The 16,459-nt window shown below is 73.8% G+C and carries 17 protein-coding genes; 9 read left to right on the top strand and 8 right to left on the bottom strand.

Translation table 11 applies throughout. The annotated features are described in order from the left end of the window. Positions 1-184 precede the first annotated feature (184 nt). The 4 genes from GL259_RS05865 to GL259_RS05850 are packed head-to-tail and all read right to left on the bottom strand — an operon-like array spanning position 185 to position 4,414. Positions 185-1,216 (bottom strand): LacI family DNA-binding transcriptional regulator, encoded by a 1,032-nt coding sequence (locus GL259_RS05865; protein ID WP_159529832.1) that lies wholly within the window; start codon positions 1,214-1,216, stop codon positions 185-187. Next, positions 1,213-2,118 (bottom strand): carbohydrate ABC transporter permease, encoded by a 906-nt coding sequence (locus GL259_RS05860; protein WP_159529830.1) that lies wholly within the window; start codon positions 2,116-2,118, stop codon positions 1,213-1,215. Before GL259_RS05860 ends, GL259_RS05865 begins: the two co-directional genes overlap by 4 nt. Beyond that, positions 2,115-3,101 (bottom strand): sugar ABC transporter permease, encoded by a 987-nt coding sequence (locus GL259_RS05855; protein ID WP_159529828.1) that lies wholly within the window; start codon positions 3,099-3,101, stop codon positions 2,115-2,117. Before GL259_RS05855 ends, GL259_RS05860 begins: the two co-directional genes overlap by 4 nt. After that, entirely contained in the window at positions 3,098-4,414 is a 1,317-nt protein-coding gene (locus GL259_RS05850) for an extracellular solute-binding protein (RefSeq protein WP_159529826.1), read from the bottom strand. Before GL259_RS05850 ends, GL259_RS05855 begins: the two co-directional genes overlap by 4 nt. A 181-nt stretch (positions 4,415-4,595) precedes the next feature. Between GL259_RS05850 and GL259_RS05845 the strand changes: the two genes are divergently transcribed. The 6 genes from GL259_RS05845 to crcB (GL259_RS05820) all read left to right on the top strand — a co-directional run bounded on the left by GL259_RS05845 (position 4,596) and on the right by crcB (GL259_RS05820) (position 10,198). Further along, complete coding sequence (locus GL259_RS05845; protein WP_159529824.1) at positions 4,596-6,617, top strand: beta-galactosidase; 2,022 nt, start codon at positions 4,596-4,598, stop codon at positions 6,615-6,617. 114 nt (positions 6,618-6,731) lie between these two features. Further along, positions 6,732-8,294, top strand: coding sequence for an arabinogalactan endo-1,4-beta-galactosidase (locus GL259_RS05840; RefSeq protein WP_159529822.1), 1,563 nt, complete (start codon positions 6,732-6,734; stop codon positions 8,292-8,294). 261 nt (positions 8,295-8,555) lie between these two features. Beyond that, positions 8,556-8,813, top strand: a complete 258-nt coding sequence (locus GL259_RS05835) for a winged helix-turn-helix domain-containing protein (RefSeq protein ID WP_166461431.1) — start codon at positions 8,556-8,558, stop codon at positions 8,811-8,813. A 193-nt stretch (positions 8,814-9,006) separates the two neighbouring features. Next, the gene (gene crcB / locus GL259_RS05830; protein WP_159529818.1) at positions 9,007-9,450 is read left to right on the top strand and encodes a fluoride efflux transporter CrcB; all 444 of its coding nucleotides are present in this window, start codon (positions 9,007-9,009) and stop codon (positions 9,448-9,450) included. Further along, complete coding sequence (locus GL259_RS05825; RefSeq protein WP_159529816.1) at positions 9,447-9,827, top strand: DUF190 domain-containing protein; 381 nt, start codon at positions 9,447-9,449, stop codon at positions 9,825-9,827. The genes crcB (GL259_RS05830) and GL259_RS05825 overlap by 4 nt, the downstream gene beginning before the upstream one ends. Then, positions 9,824-10,198: a fluoride efflux transporter CrcB gene (crcB, locus tag GL259_RS05820; protein ID WP_159529814.1), complete on the top strand. Its 375-nt coding sequence runs from the start codon at positions 9,824-9,826 to the stop codon at positions 10,196-10,198. Before GL259_RS05825 ends, crcB (GL259_RS05820) begins: the two co-directional genes overlap by 4 nt. A 58-nt stretch (positions 10,199-10,256) precedes the next feature. Here the strand turns inward: crcB (GL259_RS05820) and GL259_RS05815 are convergent, their stop codons facing one another. From GL259_RS05815 to GL259_RS05805, 3 genes are all read right to left on the bottom strand, one after another. After that, positions 10,257-11,438 (bottom strand): serine hydrolase, encoded by a 1,182-nt coding sequence (locus GL259_RS05815; RefSeq protein ID WP_159529812.1) that lies wholly within the window; start codon positions 11,436-11,438, stop codon positions 10,257-10,259. A 91-nt stretch (positions 11,439-11,529) separates the two neighbouring features. Then, positions 11,530-12,675 carry a transcription termination factor Rho gene (rho, locus tag GL259_RS05810; protein WP_159529810.1) on the bottom strand — a complete coding sequence of 382 codons (1,146 nt, stop codon included), beginning with the start codon at positions 12,673-12,675 and terminating at the stop codon, positions 11,530-11,532. Positions 12,676-13,088: 413 nt separating this feature from the next. Further along, positions 13,089-13,487, bottom strand: coding sequence for a nuclear transport factor 2 family protein (locus GL259_RS05805; RefSeq protein WP_159529809.1), 399 nt, complete (start codon positions 13,485-13,487; stop codon positions 13,089-13,091). Between the two features lie 69 nt (positions 13,488-13,556). On the opposite strand from GL259_RS05805, the gene GL259_RS05800 reads away from it, so the two are divergent. From GL259_RS05800 to GL259_RS05790, 3 genes are all read left to right on the top strand, one after another. Further along, positions 13,557-14,120, top strand: coding sequence for a PadR family transcriptional regulator (locus tag GL259_RS05800; RefSeq protein WP_159529808.1), 564 nt, complete (start codon positions 13,557-13,559; stop codon positions 14,118-14,120). A 4-nt stretch (positions 14,121-14,124) separates the two neighbouring features. Continuing rightward, the gene (locus tag GL259_RS05795) at positions 14,125-14,853 is read left to right on the top strand and encodes a class I SAM-dependent methyltransferase (RefSeq protein ID WP_159529807.1); all 729 of its coding nucleotides are present in this window, start codon (positions 14,125-14,127) and stop codon (positions 14,851-14,853) included. Between the two features lie 76 nt (positions 14,854-14,929). Then, the gene (locus GL259_RS05790) at positions 14,930-15,751 is read left to right on the top strand and encodes a thioesterase family protein (protein WP_159538415.1); all 822 of its coding nucleotides are present in this window, start codon (positions 14,930-14,932) and stop codon (positions 15,749-15,751) included. Here GL259_RS05790 and GL259_RS05785 read toward each other — a convergent pair. Further along, entirely contained in the window at positions 15,658-16,452 is a 795-nt protein-coding gene (locus GL259_RS05785; protein ID WP_159529806.1) for a GntR family transcriptional regulator, read from the bottom strand. The genes GL259_RS05790 and GL259_RS05785 overlap by 94 nt on opposite strands. Positions 16,453-16,459: the final 7 nt, after the last annotated feature.

Here is a 16,459-nt window from a genome sequence, read left to right as displayed (position 1 = left end):
TCCCGGATGGGACCGGCGAGGTCGCCGGCCGGGTCCCGCACGGAGGCGCCCGGCTTGCCGCCGCCGGCGCCCCGGAACCCGGCGGTCGCCGGTGCGGTGCGCCGAGGCCCGCGGAGACCGGGAAGCCTCCCCGCCGCTGCGGCCACGAGAACCGGGAAGGTCCCTCGCCGTTCCGGCCACGTCGCTATGTCGACTCCCGCTTCACCAGCTCCGTCGGCAGGATCACCGCCGCCGGGTCCTCGCCCCCGATCTGGGCCAGCAGCACCCGCACCATCTCCGTGCTGATGCGGTCCCAGGGCTGGCGGATGGTGGTGAGCTCCGGGCTGGCGGCGACGGCCGCGGGGGAGTCGTCGAAGCCGCCGACCGCGACGTCCTCCGGGATCCGGCGCCCCGCCCGGTGCAGTGCCGTCAGCACGCCCTGGGCCATCAGGTCGGAGGCGACGAACACGGCGTCCACGTCCGGCGCCTGCGCCAGCAGCCGCTCCGCGCCCGCCTCACCGCTGGCGCGGCTGTAGTCGCCGGAGACGACGAGCCGCTCGTCGATCTCCACGCCCGCCTCGGAGAGCACCTCCTCGTAACCGGCGAGCCGCTCCACACCGCCCGGGGTGTCGAGCGGGCCGGTCACCACGCCGATCCGCCGCCGCCCCAGCGCCAGCAGGTGCCGCACCATGTCGCGGGCGCCGTCCCGGTCGTCCGCGGCCACGTAACTCACCTTCGAGCCCAGCCCGATCGGCTTGCCGCAGGCGACCAGCGGCACGCCCGCCGCCCGCAGTTCCTCGGCCACGGGGTCGCCGGAGTGGCTGGAGACCAGCAGCACCCCGTCGACGTGCCCGGCGGTGATGTACCGCGTGATGCGCCGCCGCTCGTCGTCCGTGCCGGCCAGCATCAGCAGCAGCGGGATGTCGTGCGCGGCCAGCGCCTGGGTGCAACCGCGCAGCAGGACGTTGAAGTTGGGGTCCTCGAAGAACCGCTCCTGGGGCTCGGTGAGCAGGAAGCCCACCGAGTCCGAACGGCCGGTGATCAGCGAGCGGGCGTGCCGGTTGACGACGTACCCCGTCCTGCGGATCGCGGCGTTGACGGCTTCCGCGGCCGCCGGGCTGACGTAGTGGCCGCCGTTGAGCACGCGCGAGACGGTGCCGCGCGAGACACCGGCCTCGCGCGCCACGTCGTGGATCGTCGGCGGCTTGCGCCTGCCCCCCGTGTTGCTCATGGTCATGACTTTACGGCCCCGGAGAGCAGGTCGAGGCTCCAGAACCGCTGGATCACCAGGAACAGCGCGACCAGCGGGAACACCGCGAGGAACGCGCCCGTGACCACCAGCGTGTACAGCGCCGGGGTGTTGGCGCCCTGTTCGAGCAGGGTGTACAGGCCGAGCGTGATCGGGAACTTCTCGTCGTCGCTGAGCATGACGTACGGCAGCAGGAAGTTGTTCCAGACGGCCACGAACTGGAACAGGAACACCGTCACCAGACCGGGCACCATCATCGGCAGCGCGATCCGGGTGAAGATCCGCCACTCGCCCGCGCCGTCCATCCGCCCGGCCTCCACCACGTCGGAGGGGACCGCGGCGGCCGCGTAGATCCGCGAGAGGTAGACGCCGTACGGCGACAGGATCTGCGGCAGCAGCACCGACAGACGGGAGTCGGTGAGGTCGGCCTGCGCCAGCAGCAGGTACTGCGGGACGGCGAGGATCACCGGCGGCATCAGCACGCCCGCGAGCAGCACGTTGAACAGGGTCTCGCGCCCGCGGAAGCGGTAGGTCGCCAGCGCGTAGCCGCTGAACGCCGACACGGCCGTCGACAGCAGGGCGCCGACGACGGCGTAGAGGGCGGAGTTGCCCATCCACTGCCAGTACACGCCGTCGCGGTAGGCGCTGAGGTCCGACAGGTTCTCGGCGAACCCGGTGCCCGGCAGGAAGGTGAACGTGGAGAACAGCTCGCTGCCCGACTTCGTGGACGCGATCACCACCCAGGCCACCGGCAGCAGGCAGTACAGGGCGCCGATCAGCAGCGTCACCGTCGGGATCAGCGCGATCCTCCGGCGCGGCGGGGGGGCCTGGGCGGTGCCCGGCGCGGTGCCGGCCGCCGGGGCGGACTTGCGGACGGCGAGAGAACTCATCGTACGGCTCCTTGACTGGCGTCCCGCTTGTTCCGCCGGTTCGCGGCCCGCAGGAAGCCGAAGGACAACACGAGGGTGACCAGCGCGATGATCGTGGCCTGCGCGGCGGCGGCGTGGATGTCGCCCTTGCCGAAGGCGTCCTGGTACACCTTCATCAGCGGACTCCACGTCGTCGACACGGAGTTGGTGAGCGGCTTGAGGGTGGTCGGCTCGTTGAACACCTGGAGCGTCGCGATGATCGAGAAGAAGAAGGTCAGCACCAGCGAGGGCGCCACCATCGGGATCTTGATCCGCAGCGCGATCTGCAGCGGGCCGGCGCCGTCCAGCCTGGCCGCCTCGTACACCTCGGCGGGGATGGCCCGGAGCGCGGTGTAGATGACGATCATGTTGAAGCCGGTGCCGCCCCACACCGCGATGTTCGACAGGGCGAGGTACAGCGGACCGCCGTCCAGCAGGTCCGGCTGCGGCAGGCCCAGCCTGTCGAGCACGAAGTAGAAGGGGCTGACGTCCGGCAGGTACAGGAAGCCCCACAGCAGCGCCGCGACGACGCCCGGGACGGCGTACGGCAGGAAGATCGCGAGCCGGGTGAAGGGGGCGAGCCCGACCCTGTCCGAGTCGAGCATCAGCGCGAGGACCAGGGCGAGGCCGAGCATCACCGGGACGACGATGCAGCCGTAGCCGAGCACGCGCAGCGCCCCGTCCAGCAGCTCGCTGTCGGTGAGGGCGTCGGCGTAGTTCTCCAGGCCGGCCCAGACCTCCTTGCGGGCGCCGGAGCCCAGGCCGAGGCCGGAGACCCGCACCTTGCGGAAGCTGAGCCAGACCGCGTACCCGATGGGCAGCGCGAAGAAGAGCGTGAAGAGGACCGCGGCGGGGAGGAGGAAGAAGTAGGGGGCGCTGCGCGCCCGCCGGAGGACGGTGGGGGACGGGCGGCCGTACGGGGCCTCCTCGGCCCCGTACGGCTTCCGGTGTGCCGTGCTGGTCACTCCGCGACCTCGAAGCCCTGCTTCTTCATGTCGGCGACCGTGTCGTCCTGCATCTTCTCCAGGGCGGCGGTGAAGCCCGACTTGTTCTTCGCGGCGGCGCCGAAGGCGTCCTTGAAGGTCGTGTAGGCGACGTTCACGTTCGGGCCCCACGCGGACGGCGCGGTGGTGCCCGCGATCTCCGCGGCCTTGCGGTAGAAGTCGGGCTGGTTGGAGAAGTACTCCGGCGGGTTGGTGAAGGCGCCGCTGAGCTGGGCGGACGTGGAGGCCGGGTAGATGCCGCTCTCCTTGGCCAGCGCGTTCAGGGCCTCGCCGTCGGTGTTCAGCCAGGCGGCGAACCTGGCGGCGGCCTCCTTGTTCTCCGAGTCCGTCGTCACGGCGGTGGAGGAGCCGCCCCAGCTGCCGGTGACGTTCTCGCCCGCGGACCACTGGGGGAGCGGGGCCATGGCCCACTTGCCCCTGGTGTCGGGCGCGGCCGTGTTCAGCGTGCCCGGCGCCCACACGGCGCTGATCCAGGCGATCTGCTTGCCGGTGTTGAGCGCCTTGTTCCAGGCCGGGGTGTACATCGGCTGGTTGTCGACGGCGCCCTCCTCGACGAGGCCGCCCCAGAACTCGGCGACCTTCCGGGTCGCCTCGTCGTCGATGCCGACCTTCCAGCGGTCGCCGGAGGCCGTCCACCACCGGGCGCCGGCCTGCTGGGCGAGGCCCGCGAAGAGACCGGAGTCGTTGGCGGAGAAGGTGGTGAGGTCCGTGCCGGGCGCCGCCTTCTTCAGCTTGCGCGCGGTCTCGGCGAACTCCTCCCAGGTCGCCGGGACCTCCAGGCCGTACTTCTCGAACAGGTCCTCGCGGTAGTAGAACATCATCGGCCCGATGTCCTGCGGCACCGCGTAGACGGCGTCCGTGCCGAGCGTGGTCTGCTGCCAGACGCCGTCGGCGAACTTGCTCTTCGCGTCGCCCACCTCCTGCGCTATGTCGGCGAGCGCGTCGTTGCTGACCAGGGTGGGCAGCGCCTGGTACTCCGCCTGCACCAGGTCGGGCGCCTTGCCGGCCTTGTGCGCGGTGAGGATCTTGGTGACCAGCGTGTCGCCGGACGCCTGCTTCTTCACCGTGACGGTGATCTGCTCCTTCTTGCCCGGCCCCTTGTTCCACAGGTCGACGACCTTGTCCATGCCGGGTGCCCAGCTCCAGTACGTGAGCGAGACGGGACCGGACCGGGCCTCGTCGTCCTCGGACGAGCCGCAGGCGGCGAGGGCGGTCGCGCCGAGGGCGGTGGCGACCGCGGCGGCCACGAGGCGACGGCGCTTCGTGTGTGGCATGGAACTCTCCCCTGACCAGGGCCCCCGCCTGCTGCGAGGACCTGCCATGCTTCTGTGAGCGTTCACAGTAGAGAAACATCCCGGACACTTGTCAATGGTTGTTGCTGTGCGGTTATGTTGGGCTCACATCGCTGATGATGTGTGTGCACGTTCCCAAATGATCGATTACCGGGAGACACCCATGCCGGACACCACCCCCAGGGGCCTCACCAGGCTCGCCTTCGGCGGGGACTACAACCCCGAGCAGTGGCCGGAAGACGTCTGGCGGGAGGACGTCCGGCTGATGCGCGAGGCCGGCGTCTCGATGGTGAGTGTCGGGATCTTCTCCTGGGCCCTGCTGGAGCCTGCGCCGGGGGAGTACGACTTCGGCTGGCTCGACCGCGTCCTCGACCTGCTGCACGAGGGCGGCGTCCGCGTCGACCTGGGCACCCCCACCGTGGTGCCGCCCGTGTGGTTCTACCGGGCGCACCCCGAGGCGCTGCCGGTGCGGGAGGACGGCACCCGCTACGAGTTCGGCTCGCGCGGCGCCATCTGCCACAGCAACGCCGACTACCGCGCCGCCGCCGCGAACATCACCACCCGGCTCGCCGAACGCTACGGCGACCACCCGGCACTGGCGATGTGGCACGTCCACAACGAGTACGGCGTGCCCGTCTCGGCCTGTTACTGCGACTCCTGCGCCGCGCACTTCCGCCGCTGGCTGGCGACGGCGTACGGCACCGTCGACGCGGTCAACGAGGCCTGGGGCACGGCCTTCTGGGGCCAGCGGTACACGGACCTGGAGCAGATCAACCCGCCGCGCGTGACGCCCACGGTCGGCAACCCGGGGCAGGCGCTGGACTACCGGCGGTTCGCCGACGCCACCGCCCGGGAGAACTTCCGCATGGAACGGGACATCCTGCACCGCCTGTCACCGGGCGTTCCGGTCACCACGAACTTCATGACCGCGCTCAGCCAGTGCGACTCCCTCGACTACTGGGCCTGGGGCCGCGAGGTCGACCTGGTCACCAACGACCACTACCTGATCACCGACGGCCGCCGCACCCACGTCAACCTGGCGATGGCCGCCGACCTCACCCGGTCCGTCGCGGGCGGCGCCCCCTGGCTGCTGCTGGAGCACTCCCCCTCGGGCGTCAACTGGCAGCCCCGCAACCCGGCCAAGGCCCCCGGGCAGATGGCCCGCAACTCGCTGGCGCACGTGGCCCGCGGCTCCGAGGGCGCGATGTTCTTCCAGTGGCGGCAGTCCCGGCGGGGCGCCGAGAAGTTCCACTCGGCGATGGTGCCGCACGGCGGCACCGGGACCCGCGTGTGGCGCGAGGTGGTCGAACTCGGCGGCTCCCTGGACGCGCTGAACGAGATCCGCGGCACCCGCACCGTCGCCGACGTGGCCGTCCTGTGGGACTGGCAGTCCTGGTGGGCGCAGAACCTCGACTGGCGCCCCAGCGAGGACCACAACGCCCGCGAGCGCGCCGACGCCTTCTACGAGGCCCTCTACGACCGCCACCTCACGGTCGACTTCGTCCACCCGGAAGCCGACTTGTCGGCTTGTCCCCTCGTCGTCGTGCCCGCGCTGTACCTGATGACGGAGGCGGCCGGCCGCAACGTCACCCGGTACGTGGAGAACGGCGGCACCCTGGTGGTGTCGTACTTCTCCGGCATCGTCGACGAGCACGACGCGGTGCACGACGGCGCCTACCCGGGGCCGCTGCGGGACGCGCTGGGCCTGACCGTGGAGGAGTTCTCACCGCTGCTCCAGGGCGAGCGGGTCCGCGTCACCGGCCCCGGCGGAGCGGAGTTCGACGCCGACGTGTGGACGGAGTTCGTGGTGCCGCACGGCGCCGAGACGGTGTGGACGTACGCCGACGGCCTCACCGCCGGCCGCCCCGCCGTCACCCGCCACCGCCTCGGCGAGGGCACCGCCTGGTACGTCTCCACCCGCCTCGGGCAGGCCGGCCTCGACGCGCTGCTCGGCCGGGCCGCCGAGGACGCGGGCATCGCCCCGCGCGACGGCCTGCCCCGCGACGTCGAAGTGGTGCGCCGGACGGGCGAGTCGGGCACCTTCCTGTTCGCGATCAACCACACCGCCACCGACGCCAAGGTGCCGCTGGAGGCGCCCGGCACCGAGCTGCTGACCGGAGAGCGGGCGGCGGGCCGCCTCGCGCTGCCCGCCGGAGCCGTGCGGGTCGTCCGGCTCGACGGCTGAGCCGACTCCCCTCCGCCCGCGCGCGCCACGAGAGCCGCGGGCGGAGGGGGCCGCCCCCCGCCGCCCGCGGACAGGGGCACCCTCATCCCCCTCACGTCGAAGGGACGACGGACGATGAAGTTCCATCCCAGACGCACCCTCAGGGCCCTGCTGCCGCCGCTGGCGGCCGGGCTCGCCCTCACCGCCCTGCCCGCCCAGACCGCGCAGGCCGCGAGCACGCTCACCAACGGCGGTTTCGAGACCGACGGCACCGGCACCGCCACGCCGAGCGGCTGGTCCGAGTACGGCTCGGCCGCCGCCTCCTTCGTGGAGTCCGGCGGCCGCGGCGGCGGTCACCGGCTGAGCCACTGGGCGTCCACCGCCTACAAGGTGGAGACGTACCAGTACCTGTCGGGGCTCGCCAACGGCGACTACCGGCTGACCGCGTGGGTCCGCTCCGGCGGCGGCCAGAAGTCGGCCCACATAGCCCTGAAGAACTGCGGCGGAGCCGAGCAGCGCACCGACATCCCGGTCTCCTCCAGCGGGTGGATCAGGATCGTCGTGCCGGTCAGGGTGACCGCCAACCAGTGCACCGTCAGCGTCAACAGCGACGCGAACGCCGGCAACTGGATCAACGTCGACGACCTGACCCTCACGCCGGGCACGTCCGGCACGACGATCAGGGGCGCCGACATCTCCTCCCTGCCCAAGAGCGAGGCCATGGGCGGGGTCTACCGGAACGCCTCCGGCGGCACCGGCGACGGGGTCGCCCTCCTGAGGTCCGCCGGCATGAACTACGCCCGCCTGAAGGTCTGGGTGGACCCGGCCGACGGCTACAACGACAAGGCGCGTGTGCTCGCCATGGCCAAGCGCGTCAAGGCGCAGGGCATGAAACTGCTGGTCGACTTCCACTACTCGGACTCCTGGGCCGACCCGGGCAAGCAGAACAAGCCCGCCGCCTGGGCCGGACACGGCTACGGGCAGCTGAAGGAGGACGTGTACGACCACACCTACGACGTGCTCGGCGCGCTCAAGGCCCAGGGCACCACCGCCGACATGGTCCAGATCGGCAACGAGATCAACGGCGGCATGCTGTGGAGCGAGGGCTCCACCGACAACTGGCCCCAGCTCGCCGGCCTGCTCAACTCCGGCTACGCCGCGGTCAAGGCGGTCAGCCCGTCCACCGTGGCCGCGCTGCACCTCGCCGAGGGCGGAGACCTCGAGGGCACCCGCTGGTGGTTCGACAACGCGGTGTCCCACGGCGTGAGGTTCGACGCCATCGGCCTGTCGTACTACGGCTACTGGCACGGCACGCTGCACGACTTCCAGACCACCCTGGACGACGCGGCCGCCCGCTACGGCAAGCCCGTCTTCGTCGCCGAGACGGCCTACCCGTTCCGGCTGGACAGCGAGGACGCGCTCGAGAACATCATCGACCTCGACGGCGAACTGGTGCCCGGCTACCCGGCGTCCCCGGCGGGCCAGACCCGCTGGATGAACGATGTGACGAGCATCGTGGAGGCCGTCCCGAACGGCCGCGGTCTCGGCGTCTTCTACTGGGAGGCGACCTGGACCGCCCGCACCGGCAACGGCTGGGACCCGGCCGACCCGTCCTCCGGCAACGGCTGGGAGAACCAGGCGCTGTTCGGCTACGACGACCGCGTGCTGCCCGCGACGGCGTGGTTCCGCCACCGGTGAGACCGGCGGGCCGGCGGGACCGCGAGGTCCCGCCGTGGCCGGGCCCGTGCCACCGGGGCCCGGCCGCGCCCGCGTCACCAGGGACCCGGCCGCGCGGGCGCGGCCGGGTCCGTCCGCCGGGCCGGCGACGGCGCCGGGCCGCGCCGCCGCCCCGGGCCATCGGGTCCCGGACAAGCTGCCGGAGTCCGGGACACGGGAACCCCGGCAGGGGGACAGTGGAGGCGCCCCGGGGAGAGGAAGCCCGGGGCGGAGGTGGACACGATGCTGAGGAATCCCGTCGACGGGACACGGCTGCGCATCCTGGCGTGGCTGAAGGAGCCGGCCGTCGCGGAGCACGGCGCCACGGTGGACGCCGTGGCCACCCGGTTCGCCCTGCCCCGCCCGGTCGCCCTGACCCACCTCCGGCTGCTCACGGCCGTCGGCCTGCTGCGCGCCGACCACGCTGCCGGCCGCCCGCACTACCGGCGCGACGAGGTGCGGATCGCCGAGACGGCGCGGATGTTCGAGAAGGGCTGGTAGCCGGCACGGTCCCGAGGTGACCCGTCCGGCCCCCCGCGGTTACGCTGGTTCCCGGCCGCGGCCTCGCGATCGCGGCGCGGCGGTGGGGCCCGCGGTACCCGGACCGCGGCACCGGCGCCGCCGACGGTGCCCCTGTCCGGGGAGGCGCGCGCCCGCACATCCGGGCCGCCCGGCGAGCAGGAGACGTACGCCCATGACAGCCCCGCCCCTCGACGGCCACCGCGTCCGCCCCGCGGCACGGGGCCAGGCCCCCGTCGTCACCGTGGTCGCCCTCGGCGGGGGAGCGGGGGCGGCCGCCCGGTACGCGGCCTCCCTGTGGTGGCCGACACCGGCTGCCGGGTTCCCCTGGACGACCCTGTGGGTCAACGTCGCCGGCTGCGCCGTGATCGGTGTGTTCCTGGTGGTCGTCACCGAGGTCCGTCCGGCCCACCCGCTGGTCCGCCCCTTCTTCGGCACCGGTGTCCTCGGCGGGTTCACCACCTTCTCGACGTACGCCGTGGACGTCCAGAAGCTGCTCGACGGCGGCAGGACGGGCGCCGGACTCGCCTGTCTGGCGGTCACCCCGCTCGCGGCGCTCGCCGCCGTGTGGGCGGCCGCCTCGGCGACCCGCCGTGCGCTCAGGAGGCGGCGGCCGTGACGCGGCCGACCGGCAGGGCCCTGCGGCTGACCGTCCTCGTCGGGGAGCACGACACCTGGCACCACCGGCCCCTGTACGCGGAGATCGTCCACCGCGCCCACGCGGCGGGGCTCGCGGGCGCCAGTGCGTTCCGCGGGATCGAGGGCTTCGGCGCCTCCTCCCTCGTGCACACCTCCCGGCTGCTGTCCCTGAGCGAGGACCTTCCCGTGGCGATCGTCGTCGTCGACACCGAGGAGCGGGTACGGGCCTTCCTGCCGGAACTCGACGAGCTCGTCACCGGGGGACTGGTGGTCCTCGACGACTGCGAGGTCGTCCGGTGCCCCGGCGGTGACGGCGGGCCCGGTGCGACGGACACGAAGGGCGGGCAGCCGCGGTGAACTGGCTGTACGTGGTCCTCGGGGCCATGGTCGGCGCGCCCCTGCGCTACCTCACCGACCGCGCGGTGCAGTCCCGGCACGACTCGGTCTTCCCCTGGGGGACCTTCACGGTCAACGTCGCCGGCAGCCTGGTCCTCGGCCTGCTCACCGGCGCGGCGGCCGCCGGCGCCGCGGACCCCCGCCTCCAGTCGCTGCTCGGGACCGGTCTGTGCGGCGCCCTGACCACCTACTCCACCTTCTCCTACGAGACCCTCCGCCTGGCCGAGACCGGCGCCCGCGGCTACGCGGGCGCGAACGTCGCGGCGAGCGTGGCGGCCGGCCTGGGCGCGGCGTTCGCGGGCGTGGCGCTGGCCCGCGCGGTGCTGGGGTAGCGGACGGCCGGGACGGGGAGCAGGAGGGGCAGGGGGGCAGGGGGACAGGGGGATCGGGTCAATCCGTGGGGAGGGGGCCCCACCTGATGCGCATGTAGAGTGCCATCCCCGCGCCGCCCAGCAGCGCGGCGCCCGCGATCATCCAGGGCACGGGCCGGTCCGGGCGGCCGGCGTCGCGGGCCGCCGGCGCCGCTGCGGGCTCCGCCTGCTGTCCGGGCAGCGGCCGGGCCCGCAGGGCGTCCAGCGAGCCCACCGGCTCGACCCGCCCGGCCGCCTCGAACCCCCAGTCCAGGAGCGAGCGCGCCTCCTCGTAGACCGCGTGCGCGCCGCCCGAGCGGGGGTTCATGACCGTCACCACCAGGGTGCGCCCGTCCCGGCGCGCGGCGGCCACGAGTGTGTGGCCGGCCTCGCTGGTGTAGCCGTTCTTGACGCCGATCAGCCCCCGGTAGCGGTCGACGCCGTCCGCCCCGGTGAGCAGCCGGTTGGTGTTCCGGATCCCGTACGAGCCGCCGTCACGGTCCGGGAACCGCGTCTCGACGAGGGCGCAGTACCGCGCGAACTCGGGGTTGCGCAGCCCCGCCCGGCCGAACACCGCCAGGTCGAACGCCGACGACACCTGGCCGCGCGCGTCGTAGCCGTCGGGCGACTTCACCCGGGTGTCGCGGGCGCCCAGGGCGCGGGCCTTGGCCTGCATGCGCTCGGCCGTGGCGCGCCAGCCTCCGCTGAGCGCGGCCAGGACGTGCACGGCGTCGTTGCCGGAACTGAGGAAGACCCCGTTCCACAGGTCCGACACCCGGTAGGTGCGGTCCTCGGCGACTCCGACGAGGCTGCTGCCGGAACCGATGCCCCGCAGCTCCCGCTCGTCGACCCTGTGCCGGATACCGGCCGGCAGGGACGGCAGCACGGTGAGGGCGAACAGGGTCTTCAGCGTGCTGGCGGGCGGCAGTCTGCGGTGTGCGTCGTGCGCCGCGAGCACCGTGCCGGTGCCCGCGTCGGCCACCAGCCACGATCTGGCGGACAGGTCCGGGACCTCGGGCGCCCCCGCGCGCGGCCGGACGTGTGTGCCGGGCCGGTACAGCAGGGACGCCGGTGGCGCCCCCGCCCGGGGTCCGGCGCCGGGCGGCGGCCCGGGCAGCACGCCCGTGCCGGCGGTCGCCGTGGCGGGTGCGAGCGTCAGCAGGCCCGCCGCGCAGAGGACGCAGGAGGACGCGACAGCCCGCGAAGTAAATCCGATAGTCATACCGCAAACGTAGGAAGGGACGCCCGGAACACCGGGCTGCCCCGGCCGGAAGCCGTCCGGGAACACCCGGATGCCGCACGTCCGCGCGGTGTCAGCCGCCGGGCAGGGTCGGCCGGACGCGCTGCAGGAACGCCGCGTTGTCGGGGGTCTCGCGCATCCGCCCCAGCAGCGTCTCCAGGCCGGCCCGCCCGTCACGGGACGGGGCCCGCAGGGCGCGCCGCAGGCCCTGCACGGCGGCCGACTCCGCCGGAGTGAGCAGCAGTTCCTCGCGGCGGGTGCCGGAGAGGGCGATGTCGACGGCGGGGAACAGCCGGCGGGACGCGGCCTCGCGGCTGAGCCGGAGCTCCATGTTGCCGGTGCTCTTGAGCTCTTCGAAGTAGAACTCGTCGGCGCGGGAGCCGGTCTCCACCAGGGCCGAGGCGAGGATCGTGAGCGAGCCGCCCTCCTTGGCCCGGCGGGCCGCGCCGAAGAACCGCTTCGGCCCGGTCAGCGCGGACGCGTCGACGCCGCCGCTGAGGGTGCGGCCACCGGAGGCGGCCGCGTTGTTGTACGCCCGGCACAGCCGGGTCAGCGAGTCGAGCAGCACGACGACGTCCTCGCCCGCCTCGACGCGCCGCTTGGCCCGTTCGATCACCAGCTCGGCGAGGGCGATGTGCTCCTTGGCGGGCCGGTCGAAGGTCGAGGCGTACACCTCGCCGCGCACCGAGCGCCGCATGTCGGTGACCTCCTCGGGCCGTTCGTCGAGCAGCACCACCATCAGCCGGCACTCGGGGTGGTTGCCGGCGACGGCCGCCGCGAGCTGCTGGAGGAGGACGGTCTTGCCGGTCTTGGGCGGGGCCACCAGCAGCCCGCGCTGCCCCTTGCCGACCGGCGCGAGCAGGTCGACGACCCGCCCGGCCGTCCCGGACGCCGGGTGCTCCAGGCGCAGTCGCTCGTGGGGGTGAAGGGGCGTCAGGTCCCGGAAGTGCCGGCGGCCGTGCAGCGCGCCGGGCGCCCGGCCGTTGACCCGCGCGATGGCGGACAGGCCGTTCCGGTCGCCGAGGGCGCCCTCGACGTGGTCTCCCGCGCGCAGGCCGTACCGGTGCAGCAGCGCGGGGGAGACGGCGGGATCGGAGGGGGAGGGCAGGCAGTGCTCGGCGCGCAGGTGCCCCTTCCCGGCCGCGTCGACGTCGAGGACACCGGTGACGAGCCGGGGCTGCTGCCGGACGGGAGGGCCGGCGGGTGCGGTGATGGTCATGGGGGTCGGTCCTTTCGTGGACGACGGGCGGGAACACGCAGGGGGAAGGAGAGGGACCGCGCGGGGAGGGCGGACGCGCGCCTCCGGGCGGCGGGAACAGCACCTCGGTCACGGCGGGAGAGGCCCCTGGCCGACGAGGTGGTGGGGAGAGCCGATGCGCCGGCCGGAACGGCGGGCGGGTCGGCGAACCGAAGGGAAACCGGGAAGAAGGGCACCGGCGCCCGAACGGGGCGTACCACGGGTGCTCTTTGCACTGTACCACCCGGTGCGGTGGTGCGGGCGGAGGAACGGAGGAAGGGCCCGCCGGTGACGACCGGCGGGCCCGGAGCGCGGTGCGCGTGGCGTGCTGCGGTGTGCCGCGGTGTGCGGGCGTCGGCGCGCCCGCGGGCGGAAGCCCTCGCTCCCGCGCCCGTTCAGGCCGGGCGTCCCCCCTCCTCCCGCGCGATCCGTTCGAGCCGTGCCCCCATGGCCGCCGCCAGTGCCTGAGCACCCGACAGCGGGCGCACCATCACGGTGAGTTCGTCGATGAGCCCGTCGTCGCCGACGTGGACGAAGTCGCAGCCCTCGATCTCGCGGTCACCCACACGCGCGGTGAAGACCAGCGCGTGGTCGCGGCCGCCCGCGTCGTCGATCCCGCGCACGTAGCGGAAGTCCTCGAAGACCTCCGCGACCGTCCGCAGGATCACTTCGGTGACCGGCTTGCCGGTGTACGGCTTGAACACGACGGGACTGGTGAAGACGACGTCCTCCGCCAGCAGCGCCACGGCGGCGTCGAGGTCACCGGCCTCGACCGCCTTCCGGAATGCCTGCATCGCGACTCCCATAGTCAACTAATTGAATAGGTGCATAGGAGACTAGTCATCCGCTGTTAACGTGTCCACATGTCCCTCAAGTACGCCGTCCTGGCCGCCCTCCTGGAGGGCGAGGCCTCGGGATACGAGCTGTCCAAGATCTTCGACGTCTCGTTCGCCAACTTCTGGGCCTCCACCCCGCAGCAGCTCTACCGGGAACTGGAGCGGCTGACGGCGGACGGGCTCATCGAGGCCAGGGTGGTCCGGCAGGAACGGCGGCCGGACAAGAGGATGTTCACCCTCACCGGGGCCGGCCGCGAGGACCTGCGCGCCTTCGCCGCCGAGCCGCCCCGGCGGCCCACCGCCATCCGCGACGAACTGCTGATCAAGATCCAGGCCATGGACGGCGCGGACCCCGCGGCGACCCGCGCGCTGGTCGAGGAGCGGATGGCGTGGGCGCGCGGCAAACTCGCCCGCTACGCGCGGGTGCGCGAACGCCTGCTGGACGGCCGCTCGGAGGAGCGGTACCTGCGGGAGGCGGACCGGATCGGGCCGTACCTCACCCTGATGGGAGGGATCGCCTTCGAGGAGGAGAACCTGCGCTGGTGCGAGCGCGTCCTGGCGGTCCTGCGGCAGCGAACTCCCCTGGGGTGATCCGGTGTTCAGTCCCGAAGGACCCAGTCTGCGCGAGCTCGCCGTCCAGGCGCTGTCGTCGGTGGAGCGCGGCTACGACCTCCTCGCGCCGAAGTTCGACCACACCCCCTTCCGCACGTCCGAGTCGGTGCTCGACGCCACCGCCTCGGCGCTGCGGCGGATGGGCCCCTTCGACGCCGGGCTCGACCTGTGCTGCGGCACCGGCGCGGGCGTCGGCGTGCTGAGCCGGGTCTGCCGGGGCGGCGTCACCGGTGTGGACTTCAGCGCCGGCATGCTGGCCGTCGCCCGGGAGCGGACCCGGCCGGCCGGGCCGCCGGTCGCCTGGGTGCGGGCGGACGCGCGGGCCCTGCCGTTCCGGCCCGTCTTCGACCTGGTGGTGAGCTTCGGGGCGTTCGGGCACTTCCTGCCGCGTGAGGTGCCGGGGCTGTTCGCGCAGGTGCGCTCGGTGCTGCGGCCGGGGGGCCGCTTCGTCTTCCCGGTGGTCGCGCCGCCCCGGCCGGGATCCCCGGAGTACATGGTGCTGCTCGGGTTCGACGCGGTGATGCGGGTGCGCAACGCCGTGTGGCGTCCGCCGTTCGTCATGTACTACCGGGCGTTCCGCTTCGGCGCCGCCCGGCGCGAGCTGGCCCGGGCGGGCTTCCGGGTGGAGCTCCTGCCCCTGCCCGAGTTCGGACGGCGCCGGGACGGCAGTCCGCGCGTCCGCCTGGTCGTCGCGGAACGTCCGCGGGCGTAGCGGGGCGGAGTTCCGCACTCGGGCCCCGAGTGCGTTGGCTTTTCCAACTCACCTGGTTAGGGTGGGTCGCGTGACGATGACTCCGCATGTCGAGACCTCTGTCGACCCTCTGTGGCGGTCCTGGGAGGGAGCGCACGGCGGCTGGGTCGCCGGCGCGGCGCTGACCGCCGTGCGCGACGGGTTCGCCGGCGGCCGCCGGCCGGTCCGCTCGCTGACCACCCACTTCCTCGCCCCGGTCGGCGCCGGCCCGCTGCGCTTCTCCGGAACCGCCCCGGCGACCGGCCGCCGCACGGCCGCCTGCCTGTTCACCGGCCACCAGGACGGCGAGCCGGTCGTCCTCGGCTCCGCCCTGTTCGGGCCGGGGCGCGCCGGCCCCGCGTACGAGGGCCTCCCGGCCCCGGACGTGCCGGGACCGGACGACTGCGCCCCGCTGGACCTGCCCGTCGAGCTCGCCCTCTTCGCGCGGCAGCTGGAGATGCGCCCCGCCACGGCCGACCGCCCGCTCGCCGGCGGCCCCCGCGCCGAACTCGTCGCCTGGGTGCGCTTCCGCGACGGCCGGGCCCTCGACGCCGCCGCGGTCGCCACCCTCGCCGACGCCCTGCCGCCGGCCCTGTACGCCCGCTGGCGCGCACCCCGCCCGGTCCCCACCGCCGAACTGACCGTTCACTTCACCGACGCCCTCGACGACGGGGCCCCCGGGGGCTGGGGTCTGGTGCGCATCCGCACCGACCACGCGGGCGGCGGCTGGGCGGTCGACGACAGCGCGGTGTGGTCGGCCGGCCGGCGACTGCTGGCGACGGGCCGTCAGGCCCGCGTGGTGCGGGCGCGGCAGGACCGGGGGGCGTCCGGCGCCCGTCCCGGGTCCGGCCGGGCCGCGGCCGGCACGGTGAACTCGTAGACCAACGCGTCCTGCTGGGCGTCCACGAGCAGTTCCGTGATCTCCAGCGGCCGGGCGTGCTGGTCGTGCACCCGCCGGACGACCCGCACCGACGGGGTCCCCGCGATCCGCGTGATGGTGTCGCGGTGGTGCAGGGCCAGGCCCGCCCGGCGCATCCAGTCGTAGGCCCGCCGCAGCTCCGCGGCGGCGGTGCCGTCGGCGCGGTCGCGGTAGCGGGCCAGCTCCTCGACCTCCGCGAGGGCCACGGCGGAGAACGACGTCACGGCCGTCCGCACTTCCCGTCCGTCGGCCGACACGGACCAGTAGCGGTGCACCAGCGTCGGCCGGGCCGGGGCCACTCCCAGGGCCTCGGCGTGCCCGGGCGGCGGGATCTCCCAGGCGACGGTGGCCCGGGCGGCCGCGCCCCGGGCGCCGACCGGGAAGCCGAGGGAGGCCGGCGTCTCCCTCGGCGGGCCGGGCAGGGTGGCGTGGCTGCCCCGCCGGTCGGTGGCGACCAGCCCGTCGCGGCGCAGCACGCGCAGCGCCTGCCGCACGGTCTCCCGGCTGACCCCGAAGTGCTCGGCCAGCCGCCGTTCCCCGGGGAGCCGTTCGCCGGGCGGAATGGTCCCGTCGCGCAGTTCGTCGAGCAGTTCCGTCGCGATCCGCCGGTAGAGGGGACCTCCTTCGTCGAGCGGATGGTGGTGCGGGGTGGTGCGGGCCATGCCGCGC

Source organism: Streptomyces sp. Tu 3180, from assembly GCF_009852415.1.
Taxonomy (GTDB): domain Bacteria; phylum Actinomycetota; class Actinomycetes; order Streptomycetales; family Streptomycetaceae; genus Streptomyces.
Note: the sequence above shows the minus strand (reverse complement) of the source record. Positions and strands in the feature narration are given on the sequence as shown.